General features: G+C 71.9%; 11 protein-coding genes. 6 read left to right on the forward strand and 5 right to left on the reverse strand.

Translation table 11 applies throughout. The annotated features are described in order from the left end of the window. Nucleotides 1–15 precede the first annotated feature (15 nt). Together ACFY3J_RS05305 and ACFY3J_RS05310 are read right to left on the reverse strand one after the other, a co-directional pair. Nucleotides 16–1,599: an ABC transporter substrate-binding protein gene (locus ACFY3J_RS05305; RefSeq protein WP_384180951.1), complete on the reverse strand. Its 1,584-nt coding sequence runs from the start codon at nucleotides 1,597–1,599 to the stop codon at nucleotides 16–18. A gap of 411 nt (nucleotides 1,600–2,010) precedes the next feature. Continuing rightward, nucleotides 2,011–3,396 (reverse strand): FAD-dependent oxidoreductase, encoded by a 1,386-nt coding sequence (locus tag ACFY3J_RS05310; RefSeq protein WP_384180953.1) that lies wholly within the window; start codon nucleotides 3,394–3,396, stop codon nucleotides 2,011–2,013. 73 nt (nucleotides 3,397–3,469) lie between these two features. Between ACFY3J_RS05310 and ACFY3J_RS05315 the strand changes: the two genes are divergently transcribed. Further along, complete coding sequence (locus ACFY3J_RS05315) at nucleotides 3,470–4,120, forward strand: TetR/AcrR family transcriptional regulator C-terminal domain-containing protein (RefSeq protein WP_384180955.1); 651 nt, start codon at nucleotides 3,470–3,472, stop codon at nucleotides 4,118–4,120. A 157-nt stretch (nucleotides 4,121–4,277) separates the two neighbouring features. Here the strand turns inward: ACFY3J_RS05315 and ACFY3J_RS05320 are convergent, their stop codons facing one another. Further along, nucleotides 4,278–5,261, reverse strand: a complete 984-nt coding sequence (locus ACFY3J_RS05320; protein WP_384180957.1) for an alpha/beta hydrolase — start codon at nucleotides 5,259–5,261, stop codon at nucleotides 4,278–4,280. A gap of 417 nt (nucleotides 5,262–5,678) precedes the next feature. On the opposite strand from ACFY3J_RS05320, the gene ACFY3J_RS05325 reads away from it, so the two are divergent. From ACFY3J_RS05325 to ACFY3J_RS05345, 5 genes are all read left to right on the forward strand, one after another. After that, nucleotides 5,679–6,398: an FAD binding domain-containing protein gene (locus ACFY3J_RS05325; protein ID WP_384180959.1), complete on the forward strand. Its 720-nt coding sequence runs from the start codon at nucleotides 5,679–5,681 to the stop codon at nucleotides 6,396–6,398. A gap of 301 nt (nucleotides 6,399–6,699) precedes the next feature. Next, on the forward strand, nucleotides 6,700–6,972 hold the full coding sequence (locus ACFY3J_RS05330; RefSeq protein ID WP_390840335.1) for a heavy-metal-associated domain-containing protein: 273 nt from the start codon (nucleotides 6,700–6,702) through the stop codon (nucleotides 6,970–6,972). Between the two features lie 106 nt (nucleotides 6,973–7,078). Further along, nucleotides 7,079–9,352: a heavy metal translocating P-type ATPase gene (locus ACFY3J_RS05335; RefSeq protein WP_384180963.1), complete on the forward strand. Its 2,274-nt coding sequence runs from the start codon at nucleotides 7,079–7,081 to the stop codon at nucleotides 9,350–9,352. 295 nt (nucleotides 9,353–9,647) lie between these two features. Beyond that, nucleotides 9,648–10,067: a DUF6153 family protein gene (locus tag ACFY3J_RS05340; RefSeq protein WP_384180965.1), complete on the forward strand. Its 420-nt coding sequence runs from the start codon at nucleotides 9,648–9,650 to the stop codon at nucleotides 10,065–10,067. A gap of 103 nt (nucleotides 10,068–10,170) precedes the next feature. Next, nucleotides 10,171–10,800, forward strand: a complete 630-nt coding sequence (locus tag ACFY3J_RS05345) for a DUF305 domain-containing protein (RefSeq protein WP_384180967.1) — start codon at nucleotides 10,171–10,173, stop codon at nucleotides 10,798–10,800. A 57-nt stretch (nucleotides 10,801–10,857) separates the two neighbouring features. Here the strand turns inward: ACFY3J_RS05345 and ACFY3J_RS05350 are convergent, their stop codons facing one another. Both ACFY3J_RS05350 and ACFY3J_RS05355 read right to left on the reverse strand, forming a co-directional pair. After that, nucleotides 10,858–11,979, reverse strand: coding sequence for an FAD-dependent oxidoreductase (locus tag ACFY3J_RS05350; protein WP_384180969.1), 1,122 nt, complete (start codon nucleotides 11,977–11,979; stop codon nucleotides 10,858–10,860). 282 nt (nucleotides 11,980–12,261) lie between these two features. Next, a complete protein-coding gene (locus tag ACFY3J_RS05355) occupies nucleotides 12,262–13,524 on the reverse strand; it encodes a MalY/PatB family protein (RefSeq protein WP_384180971.1) in 1,263 nt (420 codons plus the stop codon). Nucleotides 13,525–13,581 lie beyond the last annotated feature (57 nt).

A 13,581-nucleotide genomic window follows, 5' to 3' on the forward strand; every position in this document is an offset into this window, starting at 1 on the left:
CCCAGAGCGGGGAGGTCACTTCTTCGGCTGCCAGTCCTGGAGGTTCCACCACGGACCGCTGGCGAAGCCGTGCTCGTGCGGCTCGACCTGCGTGGTCAGGCCGTCCCAGCGGTCGGCCAGCACATAGAGGTGGTCGATGTGGGTGAGGAAGGTGTAGCCGGGGTCCTTCACGAGTTCGCGCTGCACCGTGTCGTACGCGGCCTTGCGGGCGTCGGTGTCCTGGCTGCGGCGGCCGGTGTCGAGGGCCTTGTCCACGGTCGGGTTGGCGTAGTGGCCCATGTTGTTGAAGCCGTCGCCGGCCAGGGAGGAGTGCAGCAGGGTGAACAGGCCGAAGTCGGGGTCGCCGCTGCTGTCGAGTCCGGCGAGGACGGCGTCGTTCTTCATCCGCGGCTCGATCACCTCCCAGGTGGCGCTCTCCACCTTCACCTCGATGCCCGCCTTCTTGGCGTCGGAGGCGTAGGCGAGGGCGTGGTCCTGGCGGACCTTGTCGCCGGAGGGGTAGAGGAGCGTGAAGGAGGCCCGCAGACCGTTCTTCGCGCGGATGCCGCCACTGCCGGCCTTCCAACCGGCCTGATCCAGCGTCCGCTTGGCCTTCGCCAGGTCCTGCGGTCGCTCGATGCCCTCGGCGAACCAGGGGTCGTCGCTCGGCAGCGGTCCGTAGGCCGGGCGCCCCGCCCCGTCGAGGATCTTGTCGACCATGGCCTCGCGGTCCACGGCGGCGTCCAGCGCCTGGCGGATCGCCCGGTCGCCGGTGACCTTGTTCTGCTGGGGGAGGGTGACGGCCCGGAAGTCGTAGGACTTCGCGTCGTACGTCGTCTTCGTCCTGTCGCCCTTGAACGTGGCGGCCAGGTTGGGCGGCAGGACCGCGCCGTCGAGGTCGCCCGAGCGCAGCCGGGTGGCGCGCACATCGTCGTCCTTGACGATCGCGATCGTCACCTTCTTCACCTTCGGCTCGCCGCCCCAGTAGCCGGGGTTGGCCTTGAAGGTGAGCTTCTCGCCCTTGCTCCAGCCGGTGAGGACGTACGGTCCGGTGCCGACCGGCTTGGTGTTGAAGGAGCCGGTGTTGGGGTTCTGGCCCCCGGCGACGTGCTGGGGGACGATGGGCAGGACCGTGCGCCCCGCGAACGGCGCGTAGGGGTACTTGAGCGTGAAGACGACCTTGTCGTCGCCGTCGGCCCGCACCTCCTTGATGGCGTCCAGCTCGCTCCGGGCGGTGTTGTTGGTCTTCGCGTCGAGGATCGTCCGATAGGTGAAGACCACATCGGCGGAGGTCAGCCGCTTGCCGTCGCTGAACTTCACGCCGTCGCGCAGGGCGTAGGTGTAGGTGAGCCCGCCGTCGCCGACCCGGGGCAGTGAACTCGCCAGTGCCGGCCTCAGCTTCATGTCGGCGTCCTGGGCGAGCAGACCGTCGAAGATCTTGGAGTTGCCGTCCTTGCCGTAGCCGAGAAGAGGACTGAGGGTGTCCGGCTCGGAGGCCACGCCCACCACGACGGAGTCGGCGGCACTCTCGCTGCCCGCACCGCCGCCCGGGGCCGAGCAGGCGGCGGCTCCCACGAGTGTCGCCACCGCTGCGGCTGCCCGTATCCGTCGGACGGTCATGAACCTTCACATCCTTACTGCTGGTGAAATGCTTTTGCATAGTAGTCGCAATAGGGCCTCCGGTCACCCGGGGGTCGGATGTGTGAGTTCGCCCCAACTGTCCGGCTGACCAGGAGCTTCACGGGCGCGGAGGCGCGGAGGTGCGGGGGCGTGGGGTGCGGTGGGTGCCATGATCACGGGGGCGCGTCCGGCGCGGGTCGGGCTCGCAGGAAGGGGTCATGCTCATGTTGGCGGGCTCCTAGTGATGGCGGTGGGCCGGCGCCCGGATGGTCGTCGACAGGACGCACGTCCGCTCCGGCCGAGAGCCGGCCGGAGCGGACGTGGCGACACGATCTGGACGGCCCCCCGGATCGCGGCCGATCATGTCCGGCATTCGGATGGCGAGCCTGGACAGGCGTCCGGTCCTGCTCGCTACGGGATCCGGTGCGCGCCCTCGGCCCCCACGCGCCCCGCGTACTCCGCCAGCCCCTGCGTGGTCTCTCCCGCCCAGCCCACGTAGCCGTCCGGGCGGATGAGGAACACCCCCGCGCCGTACACCTGGGGCGCCGCGTCCCCGCCCGTCGTCAGCAGGGTCCAGTGCGGTCCCCGGAACGCGTCGAACAGCCGGATCCCGCCCACCGTCCCGTCCGGCGCACGGTCGCCCGCCCGCACGGGGCCCGGGGACCGGCGGGTTTCCTCCGTGAGGGAGGAGGCCCGGTAGCCGAGGCCGAGTTGGCGGGTCGCCCCGCCGCGGCGGGTCTCGCCGCGGTGAACGCTCGTCGACAGCGCGAGCATGTCGGCGGCGATCGGGCGCCGTTCCTCCTCGTAGGTGTCGAGGACGGAGTCGGGCGCACCGTCCCGCAGCACCGCGCCCAGCTTCCAGCCCAGGTTGCAGGCGTCCTGCACGCTGGTGTTGAGGCCCTGGCCGCCGGCCGGCGAGTGGATGTGCGCTGCGTCCCCGGCGAGGAAGACCCGGCCCTCGCGGAAGCGGTCCGCAAGGGCCGCCCGCGGGCGGAAGTCCGAGGCCCACCGCACCTCGGTCACGTCCTCCGGGGCGAGATGCGAACGGGCGGCGACGACCTTGCGAATGCCGTCGAGGGACGGGTCCACCACGGTGCCTTCCGGGAACCCGGCCACGACCTGGAAGTCCTCCGTACCCGCGAGCGGGCAGATCGCCATGAAGCCGTCGCCCTCCCCGCCGGTCGGGAAGATGTGCCAGTTGTCGCGGTCCAGACCGGTGATGCGGACGTCAGCCACCAGCATCGGGCTCGGATCGACCGTCTCGCCCGTCATGCCGATGCCCAGCGCCCGGCGCACCGTCGAGCGGCCCCCGTCGGCGGCGATCACGTACCTCGCCGTCAGAGCGGCGCCGGAGCCGAAGCGCACGGTCACCCCGTCTTCGTCCTGAGCGAGGCCGACGACCTCCCGGCCGAAGTCGACCCGCCCGCCCAGCTCCTCCAGCCGTGCCAGCAGGATCCGCTGGGTGCGCCACTGCGGCACCATCCACCCTTCCGCGTACGGCGAGTCCTCGGTCGCCTGCACCGGGTCGAACATCCGGTGTTCGCCCGTCCGCCGCCCGTTCTGCCAGATCATCCCGACCGGGTAGGTGCCGCCGGCCGCGCGGATCGCGTCCAGGACGCCGAGGTCGTCGAAGGCCTCCAGGGTGCGCGGCTGGATCCCCTTGCCCCGCGAGCCGGGAAGCAGCCCGTCGGCCCGCTCGACGACGAGGGCGTCCACCCCTCGCCGAGCCAGATCGACACCGAGGGTCAGTCCGCTGGGGCCCGCGCCCACGATCAGTACGTCCACCTGTGCGGTCATGTGCCGATACTCCTTAACGCCGTTAAGTGCGGTGTGTCACGACGATGGGCTTAACGCCGTTAAGCTGTCAAGCGTGAACTCGGAACCACGCCTGCCGCTCGACCGCAAGCGGGTCGCGGACGCCGCCCTGACCCTCCTGAACGAGGTGGGCCTGGCGGGCCTGACGCTGAGCGCCATCGGCCGCGAGCTGGGCGTCAAGGCACCCGCCCTGTACTGGCACTTCAAGGACAAGCAGGCCCTGCTCGACGAGATGGCCACGGAGATGTACCGCCGGATGGTCGCCGGGACCCCCCTCGACCCCGCGGACACCTGGCAGGAACGTCTGCGCAGGTCCAACCACGGTCTGCGCGAGGCGCTGCGCGGCTACCGCGACGGCGCGAAGGTCTTCAGCGGCTCACGTTTCACCGGCATGGAGCACTCCGAGCAGATGGAGGACAACCTGCGTCTGTTCACGGCCGCCGGCTTCACACTCGCCCAGGCGGTGCGCGCGACCACGACCACGTATCTCTACACACTCGGCTTCGTCACCGAGGAGCAGGGCGTCGAGCCGCTGCCCGACGAGCGGCGCGAGGGCTTCGACATCGGGGAGCGCGCCCGGATGATGGCCGACTTCCCGCTGTCCGCCGCCGCGGGCACGGAGATCTTCGCGGACTACGAACAGCACTTCGCGGAGGGACTGGAACTCGTGATCACCGGCATCGCCACGCGGTACGGAATCGACTGAGGACGGCCCGCAGGGCGGTGAGCCGCCGGCGGCGCGGTCACGTGCGGGCCGCCGCGCCGCGGGACGCCGGGACCCGACTTCCGCGGTTCGGGACGTGGCGACGTCGCCCTGCTCCTCACCCGCGCCGACCGGAGCCAGGGTTCCCAAAGGAAAGCCGCTAAGCCGTTCCGGGAGTGGTGTCAGCCGTTCCGAGGGCTTCGCGCAGGAATGTGACGGCCTGGTCGATGGCCGCTCGGGCGGCCTTGGACTGGCTGAGCGAGTTGAGCAACATGAAGTCGTGCACCGTGCCGTCGTAGCGCACCGTGGTGACCGGGACGCCGGCGGCGCGCAGCTTGGCGGCGTACGCCTCGCCCTCGTCGCGCAGTACGTCGGCCTCGTCGACGACCAGCAGCGCGGGCGGCAGGTCGGCGAGCTGCTCGGGGGTGGCCCGGTTCGGGGACGCGGTGATCTCCGCGCGCTGTTCCGGGTCGGTGGTGTAGGCGTCCCAGAACCACTCCATCAGCTTGCGGCTCAGGTAGTAGCCGGTGGCGAACTGGTCGTAGGAGTCGGTGTCCATCGCCGCGTCCGTGACCGGGTAGTACATCGACTGGTGCACGAACCTGACGTCGCCGCGCTCCTTGGCCATCAGGGCGAGCGCCGCGGTCATGTTCCCGCCGACCGACTCGCCGGCCACCGCCATGCGCCGGGCGTCCAGCCCCATGGACTCTCCCTCACGCGTGATCCACTGCGCCGTGGCGTAGCCCTGTTCGATGGCCACGGGGTAGCGCGCCTCCGGGGAGGGCGTGTACTCCACGAAGGCCACGGCGGTACGGGCGCCGACCGCCAGCTCCCGCACCAGCCGGTCGTGGGTGCCGGCGTTGCCCAGCACCCAGCCGCCGCCGTGCATGTACACCACGACGGGCAGCGTCCCGGTGACGCCCTGCGGCTTGACGATGCGCACCCGTACGTCGCCCACCGTGGCCGGTACGGTGATCCACTCCTCGTCGACCGGCAGTTTGTCGATCGGCGCGGCCTGAAGGTCGTCGAGGACCCTGCGTGCTTGGGCGGGTTCCATCTCGTACAGGAAGGGGTGCTTCGAGGTCGCGTCGGCGAGTTCCTGCGCCGGGCGCTCCAGGACGATTGAGGCGGACTTCGCAGCCATGGCAATGCTCCTTGGCGATGCTGGGAAGCGCATGCTGAGACGCGCGTGCCGAGCGGCGTAGGGCGCCCGGCCGGCGAACGCCGGTGCCACTGAACGCCCGGGCCTGGGAAATGAGTCCTTGTCCAAGGTTCAAGGCCCTCGTTCCAGCCCTACGAGCCGATGTGCCCATCGTAAGCGCACATCGTGCGCCCATCGAGTTCGCGGCGAACGGCCGACGCCGGGAGATCGGGTCGATCGGGCCGGTCGGGCCGGTGAGTGTGAGGCGGGATCCGCGACGCGGCGCGGCTGCCGGCGCGCGCGTGCTCGTGTGAGCCCTGTGCGCGCCCCCGCCCGGGCGGCAAGACTGCCTGCCGACGGGCAGGGAGCCGCACTGCCCACCGCCTTCGTCCGGCGTACCAGGAAGGCAGGTCGGTCGCTGTGCTGTTGCGTCTGCCCACGTCCGTGTCCGAAGCGCGGGAGTGCTTGGCCGAGGGGGCCGTCCCGATCGGCGGGGCGACCCTCGTCTGGGCCACCTGGCAACGCGACGGATTCCCCGAACTGGCCATGTCCCTGCGCGAATTGCCGGAGGCCAATGTCGTGGGGCGGCGGACCCTGGGCGGCGCCGTGGTCCTGAACCGGATCGACGAGCGGGTTCCCGACGTGCTGCGGCTGGCGGCCGCCACGGTGGGCACCGGTGCCGTGCGGCGGACGGCGACGGTCGGCGGCAACCTCGTCGGCAGTACGCTGCGCTGCCTGCTGCCCGCCGTGCTCGTCCTGGACGCCCGGGCGATGGTGCTGGAGCCCGAAGGCGTCCGTGAGGCGGATCTGTCCGAGGTGGTGGCCAAGCGGCCCGTCCTGCTCAGCCTCCGTTGGTGCGAGCCGGTCGCCTGTGCCTACCGCAAGCTGGACGGCGAGGCGGGCGGACCGCCGCCCCTCGTGGTCGCCTCGGCGGTGCATGCCGACGACGACGGCGACCGACTGCGGGTCGCCGTCCGCGACGGCTATGACGTGCTCAGTGGAAGTGTCCTGCGCGTCACCGACGTGGAAGAGGTCCTGAGCGGGCTGCGCGGGACGGCCCTCGGTGAGCTTTCCGCCGCCGCGTGGGAAGTCGTCCGCTCACAGATCGCCGGCCTTCTGGGCGGTCGTGGCGCGCACTGAGTGACTGAGTAGGCGGCTCGCCGCCTGGCCCCGGCCGTCCGGCGGGGCCACGCGTATGTCCACGTCCATCCCGGGGCGGGCGGGCCCGGTGCTTCACCGTCTCCTTCTCCCACCGCGCTCTCACCGCGCCCTGTCGTCGGTCTCGCCTGTGGATGTTCCTGGGCGGCTCGACGCACGTCAGATACCCCCAAGGGGTATTGATTCAGAGGGGATGAGTCCTTGCGTCGAATACGGGTGGGGGGTATACATGTACGCATGCCGGGTACCCCCCAGGGGTATCCGATGGGATGAGGAGGAAAGTATGTCCGGCTGCTGCACGCCTGAGGGAAGCTGCCACACCGACGCCCGGATCAGGACCGTCTACAAGGTGGACGGTGTCGGCAGCGCCCACTGCCAGGGGGTCGTCGCCAAGGCCGTGGGCGCGCTCGACGACGTCATCACCGTGGAGGTCGAGATCGGCACTGGGCTCGTCACGGTGACGACCGCCGCCGCCCCCGACGCGACGTTCGAGTCGCTGCTCGCCGAGACCGTGGACGCGGCCGGCTACGACTACGCCGGCCGCGTCGACACCTGACCGCACGTCACCTGATCGCACGTCACCGGGCGGGGACGTCCCGGTCCCGGCCCCCGCCCCACCCGCCATCCGCACCCGCCGTGATCGTGAGCTGCGAGGAACAGACATGACCACCACCACGTCCGGTGCCGCCGAGGTAGAACTCGCCATCGGCGGCATGACCTGCGCCTCGTGCGCCGCCCGCATCGAGAAGAAGCTCAACCGCATGGACGGCGTCGAGGCGACCGTCAACTACGCCACCGAGAAGGCGAAAGTCACCTTCCGCGAGGACGTCGCCGTGACCGACCTGATCGCCACGGTCGAGGCCACCGGTTACACCGCGCGCGAACCCGAGCCCCTCCGTGCCGAGCCGGAGCGGGCCGACCGCTCGGCAGGCCCGGCGGGGGAGGGGGCCGACGAACTCCAGCCGCTCCGGCAGCGGTTGACCACCGCGGTCGTGCTCGCCGTGCCGGTGATCGCGATGGCGATGATCCCGCCCCTCCAGTTCGAGTACTGGCAGTGGCTGTCCCTGACCCTGGCGGCCCCCGTGGTGACGTACGCGGCCTGGCCGTTCCACAGGGCCGCCTGGACCAACGCCCGTCATGGCGCCGCCACCATGGACACGCTGATCTCCGTCGGCACCTCGGCGGCGTTCCTGTGGTCGGTGTGGGCGCTGTTCTTCGGCACCGCCGGGATGCCCGGCATGACCCACCCCTTCGAGCTGACCATCGCCCGCAGCGACGGCGCCGGGAACATCTACCTGGAGGCCGCGGCCGGCGTGACCGCGTTCATCCTCGCCGGCCGCTACTTCGAAGCCCGGTCCAAGCGCAAGGCCGGCGCGGCGCTCAGGGCCTTGCTGGAGCTGGGCGCCAAGGAGGTCACCGTTCTCCGCGGCGAGCGCGAAGAACGCATACCCGTGACGGAGTTGAAGGTCGGCGACCGCTTCCTCGTCCGCCCCGGCGAGAAGATCGCCACGGACGGCACCGTCGTCGAGGGCGCCTCCGCCGTGGACGCCTCGATGCTCACCGGCGAGTCCGTCCCGGTCGAGGTCACGGTCGGGGACGCCGTCACCGGCGCCACCCTGAACGCGGGCGGACGGCTGGTCGTCGAGGCCACCCGGGTCGGCTCCGACACCCAACTCGCCCGGATGGCCAAGCTGGTGGAGGACGCCCAGAACGGCAAGGCCGCGGCGCAGCGGCTCGCCGACAGGATCTCCGGAGTCTTCGTTCCCGTCGTCATCGCGCTGGCCCTGGCCACGCTCGGCTTCTGGCTCGTCGACGGCGCGGGACTGACCGCCGCCTTCACCGCCGCGGTCGCCGTCCTGATCATCGCCTGCCCGTGCGCCCTGGGGCTCGCCACCCCGACCGCCCTCATGGTCGGCACCGGGCGCGGCGCGCAACTGGGCATCCTCATCAAGGGCCCCGAGGTCCTGGAGAGCACACGCAAGGTCGACACCGTAGTCCTGGACAAGACCGGCACCGTCACCACCGGCCGGATGACCCTGCTGGCCGTGCACCCGGCCGACGGCACCGACGAGACGGACGTCCTGCGGCTCGCCGGCGCCCTGGAACACGCCTCCGAGCACCCGATCGCCCAGGCGGTCGCCACCGGAGCCGCGGACCGCGTGGGCACCCTGCCGGTCCCGGAGGACTTCGCCAACATCGCCGGACTCGGGGTCCAGGGAGTCGTCGAGGGGCACGCCGTCCTCGTCGGGCGCGAGCAGTTGCTGGCCGAGTGGGCGATGTTCCTGCCCGAAGGCCTGCGACGGGCCAAGGAGGCCGCGGAGGCGGCCGGTCGTACGGCCGTCGCGGTCGCCTGGGACGGCGAGGCGCGTGCCGTGCTCGAAGTCGCCGACGCGGTCAAGGAGACCAGCCCCGAAGCCATCCGCCGGCTGCGTGCCCTCGGCCTGACCCCCGTGCTGCTCACCGGCGACAACCGGGCCGTCGCCGAGGCCGTCGCGGCCGAGACGGGCATCGCACCCGAGCACGTCATCGCCGAGGTCCTGCCGCAGGACAAGGTCGACGTCGTCAAGCGCCTTCAGGGCGAGGGGCGTTCGGTCGCCATGGTCGGCGACGGCGTCAACGACGCGGCGGCACTCGCCCAGGCCGATCTGGGCCTGGCGATGGGCACCGGCACGGACGCCGCGATCGAGGCCGGCGACCTGACCCTGGTCCGCGGAGACCTCCGGGTCGCGGCCGACGCCATACGTCTCGCCCGCAGGACGCTGGGCACCATCCGCTCCAACCTCTTCTGGGCCTTCGCCTACAACGTCGCCGCGCTTCCGCTGGCCGCGGCCGGACTGCTCAACCCGATGATCGCGGGCGCCGCGATGGCCTTCTCCTCGGTCTTCGTGGTCGGCAACAGCCTGCGCCTGCGCCGTTTCCGAGCCATCGGCCACTGACCTCCCGCCGGGAGCCGTGAGCGGTGCGCGGGCATCGCGGCAGGGCGTCCGCCGTTCCTCCGGGGGCGACGGGCGCCCTCGGCTCACCCCTCGTCGACCGAAGGGATCCGATGATGACGCAGCCACCGGCCCCGTCCGTCTCGGCGGCCTCATGGGCCGTGCTTCGCAAAGGAGTTGCCCATCCGGTGACGCGTATGGCCGCCGTGGCCCTGCTTCAGGCCCTGGCCGCGCACATCGGCCGGACGGAGCCCTCGGGAACACGGCCGCCTCAGTGCGCCTGCCGGGTGTCCGTAGGATGAGTGCCGTGACAGCCCGTGCACAACAACGCCGTGAGCGACCGCCCGTGGGGCGGTGGCGGGCGCTGCTGGTGCTCGGGCTGCTGGCCGGGCTGTTGGGAATGCACGCCCTCGCGCCGGGAGGTGCGGCAGCCGTCGGTGCTCGTCACGCCTCCGCCGCCTCGGCGCACATGGGCATGGTGACGGGCGACGACGAGTCCGTCTGCCACGACGACGGCGGCGGTGGCGGGCACGTCCGTCACGCGGACTCGACGTGTGCGTCCGGAGCCCTTGACGCGGGCCCGGTTCTTCCCGCCCTGATGCCCGACCCCGTGGGGCCGGTCCCGCTCGCCTTCGGCGGGCACGGGTCCTTTGCCGCCGCCGTGGAGGGCGGACGCGCGCCGCCCACGCTGGCCGAACTGCAACTCCTGCGGATCTAGGACAAGGCCGGGCCGCGCCCGTCCCCTGATGGCCGCCGCGGCACTCCGCCATGTCCCGCGCCCCACCGGCGCAGCATCCTTCGCGCATCGCAGGAGTACCACCATGACCAGCACCCGTTCCCTCGTCCGCCGTGCCGCGCTCGTCACGACGGCCGTGACCGCCGCCCTCGCACTGGCCGCCTGCGGCAGCGGCGACGGCTCCGGAAGCGGCGCCGACGCACGGACGTCGTCCTCGGCGGCGAGCGCCGAGCGCACGGCCGGCGCCCACAACGACGCGGACGTGTCCTTCGCGCAGGGCATGATCCCGCACCACCAGCAGGCCGTCCTGATGGCGCGGACGGCCGCCACCCGGGCGTCCTCCACCGAGGTCAAGGACCTGGCCTCCCGCATCGAGAAGGCCCAGGACCCGGAGATCGAGACGATGTCCGGTTGGCTGGAGTCCTGGGGCGCGAAGGTGCCCTCCGCCATGCCGGGTATGGACCACTCCGGTCACGCGGGCATGCCCGGGATGATGGATGGTCAGGACATGAACAAGCTGGCGAAGGCGTCCGGTGCGGACTTCGACAGGATGTTCCTGACCATGATGGTCGAGCACCACGAGGGCGCCGTGGAGATGGCCACGACGGAGAAGACCAACGGCCGTTACGGGCCGGCCAGGAAGACGGCCGACGACATCATCACCGCGCAGAACGCCGAGATCGAGGAGATGAACAAGCTCCTCGGCAAGAGCTGATCGTTCAAGCCGCGAGGAGCCGGAGGCCGGTGGCCCGCCTCCGGCTCCTCGTGACGGTCAGGCGCGGTCGGCCGGTGCGGGGGAGGGGAGCCGGAAGCGCGGGTGGGGCTCGGTGTCGCCCTCCGCGAGGTCGGCGAGCATACGGCCCAGCAGCGGCGTGAACTTGAAGCCGTGCCCGGAGCAGGCCGTGCCGACGACCAGCGGGCCCACCCGGTCCAGCAGGAAGTCCTCGTCGGCCGTGCTGGTGTAGAGGCAGGTCGTCTCCGTGGAGACGACCGGTTCCAGACCGGGCAGCCGCTCCGCCGCGAACGCCAGGACCCGGCCACGGGCGGCGGCGTCCACGATCCCGTCCCGGGTCTCCGGGTCCACGACCCGCCCGCCGAGGTGTTCGGCGACCTTGACGCCCTCGTCGGCCGTGGGCATGCCGTAGACGATGCCTCCGTCCTCGTGCTGAAAGCTGAAGGCGGGCCAGGCGGCGTCCGGATCGCGCTGCGGCAGGTGGAAGACCTGTTCTTGAGTCACCGTCAGCTCCGGCAGGGTGACGAGACCGTCGAGCAGCCGGCTCGTCCACGGGCCGACGGTGACGACCGCGACGGGTGCGGTGAACGTGCCCGCGGGCGTGCGGGCACGGACTCCGTCCGCGTCGGTCTCCAGCGCGGTCACCGGTGTGTTGTACAGGATCCGGCAGCCGGAACGGCCGGCGAGGTGCTGGAGCGCCGGGAGCGTCGCGTCGGGGTCGACGCGGGCGGCGTCCGGGTGGTACAGCACGTCACCCGGCAGGGCGAGCTGCGGCCAGCGCGACCGCGCCTGGTGCTCGGTGACCACCTCGAAGTCGGCTCCCTCGTCGGCCAGCGCGGCGGCGGCCTGCTCCAGACGCTCCGCGCGGCCGCCGTCCACGGCCCCCACGGTGGAGATCAGGTCACCGCCGCTCTCGGACTCGAGCCGGTGCCACATGCGCAGCGCCTCGGCGGCCATCCGCGCGTACAGAGGATCCGTGTAGGTCAGCCGCAGCAGCCGCGACCTGCCGTGCGAGCTGCCGGCCCGGTGACCGGGTGCGAACCGTTCCAGCAGGCAGACGCGGTGGCCGCGCTTCGTCAGCTGCCAGGCGGCGGCGGAGCCGGCGGCGCCCCCGCCGACGACGAGGACGTCATAGTGGTCGGCTTTGCCGGAAGCGTGCATGGGATGAGCCCCTTTCATCTGTGCCCCTGCGGTCGTCCGTGTTCCCCGCTCCCATTGGATGCAGTGCACACACCGTATACAGCGCATTCGCCAGGAGCAATGGTCCGAGGGCCCGCAGATCACCTCCGGCCATGACCGGGGTGGTTCTGATGCCGAGGGGCTGCGCGCCCCGGCGCATCCGGTGCGTGTGCTGGTGGTCGGGATGCCGCGGAAGTACGGCCCGTCGACCGCCAACCGCCTGGCGGAGCGGCTGGGGGTCGACTCCGGGGGCTACTGGCGGCGTCAGGGGCGGGGCGCCCGTTCGAGGCCGGCGACCGCGCGGCCCATGCGCGTCAGCGCTTGACGCAGGATCGCCGGTGAGGTCGCGAAGTTGAGGCGTACGCATCCCGCGCCGCCGCTGCCGAAGACGTGTCCGGAGCTGAGGGCGACGCGAGCTTCGTCCAGGAACAGCTTCGCCGGTCCGGCGAGGTCGCTCACGATGCCGGGTCCGTCGGCGGGACGGTCCTCGTGCAGTCCCAGCCCGGTGCAGTCCAGCCAGGCGAGGTAGGTGCCCTGGGGCGGGACGTACCCCACGTCCGGGAGGTGTTCCTTCACCAGTTCGCCCAGCAGGCTCCGGTTGGCGTCGAGCCCGAGCAGCAACTCGTCGAGCCAGTCGGCCGCGTCGCGGAACGCCGCCGTGTGGGCGAGGATGCCCAGATGGCTGGGGCCGTGGCCGACCTCCTCGGGCATCCGGCGCAGGTCGTCCGCGGCCTCGGTGCCGGCGATGGCCACGGCGGCCTTGAGACCGGCCAGGTTCCATGCCTTGGACGCGGAGGTCAGCGCGAAGCCGTTCTCCGAGCCGGGAACGCTGAGGAAGGGCGTGAAGACGGCGCCGGGCAGCACCAGCGGGGCGTGGATCTCGTCGGAGACCACCCGCACACCGTGTCTGCGGGCGAGCGCGGCGATCGCCTCGAGTTCCGCGCGGGTGTGGACGACACCGGTCGGGTTGTGCGGGTTGCTCATCAGGAACGCCGCGCGGCGGCCGTTGCGCCGTGCGCGTATGAAGGCGTCCTCGAGGCCGGCGAGGTCGATGCGCAGGTCGGGGCCGAGACGGGCCTCGACGACCTCCCGGCCGTCGTGCGTGACGAACGCGTAGAACGGGGGGTAGACGGGTGAGCAGACGACGACCGCGTCGCCGGGGCCGGTGACGAGGCGGAGGATCTCGACGATGCCCAGCATCACGTCGGGCACCAGCGCCGTGTTCTCCACGCGCAGGCCGTCCCACCCCCATCGCGTGGCGGCGAAGGCGGCGAGGGCCTCGGCGTAGCCGGTTCCGTGGGGGTATCCGGTGTCTCCCAGCGCGACGGCCCGGTGCAGGGCGTCGGCGACCGCGGGTGCCAGGGGGACGTCCATCTCCGCCACCCACAGCGGCAGGACGTCCTCCGGGTGCGCGCGCCACTTCATGCTGGACCGCTGCCGCAACTGTTCCAGGGACAGCTGGACGAGCGGATCGGTCCGGCCGCCTTCGGCGGGCTCGGCGGCTGCCTGGTGGGTGGACTCGCTCATGCGGTGCTCCCCTCGCCCGGGCGGACCGGGCCTCGGCGGTGCGGTGTGGTCGTCTCG

Source organism: Streptomyces sp. NPDC001231, from assembly GCF_042896885.1.
Taxonomy (GTDB): domain Bacteria; phylum Actinomycetota; class Actinomycetes; order Streptomycetales; family Streptomycetaceae; genus Streptomyces.

Coding starts and splice junctions, on each gene's coding strand:
- ACFY3J_RS05305 (WP_384180951.1), bottom strand. CDS start 1,599: ATGACCGTCCGACGGATACGGGCAGCCGCAGCGGTGGCGACACTCGTG.
- ACFY3J_RS05310 (WP_384180953.1), bottom strand. CDS start 3,396: ATGACCGCACAGGTGGACGTACTGATCGTGGGCGCGGGCCCCAGCGGA.
- ACFY3J_RS05320 (WP_384180957.1), bottom strand. CDS start 5,261: ATGGCTGCGAAGTCCGCCTCAATCGTCCTGGAGCGCCCGGCGCAGGAA.
- ACFY3J_RS05330 (WP_390840335.1), top strand. CDS start 6,700: ATGTCCGGCTGCTGCACGCCTGAGGGAAGCTGCCACACCGACGCCCGG.
- ACFY3J_RS05335 (WP_384180963.1), top strand. CDS start 7,079: ATGACCACCACCACGTCCGGTGCCGCCGAGGTAGAACTCGCCATCGGC.
- ACFY3J_RS05340 (WP_384180965.1), top strand. CDS start 9,648: ATGAGTGCCGTGACAGCCCGTGCACAACAACGCCGTGAGCGACCGCCC.
- ACFY3J_RS05345 (WP_384180967.1), top strand. CDS start 10,171: ATGACCAGCACCCGTTCCCTCGTCCGCCGTGCCGCGCTCGTCACGACG.
- ACFY3J_RS05350 (WP_384180969.1), bottom strand. CDS start 11,979: ATGCACGCTTCCGGCAAAGCCGACCACTATGACGTCCTCGTCGTCGGC.
- ACFY3J_RS05355 (WP_384180971.1), bottom strand. CDS start 13,524: ATGAGCGAGTCCACCCACCAGGCAGCCGCCGAGCCCGCCGAAGGCGGC.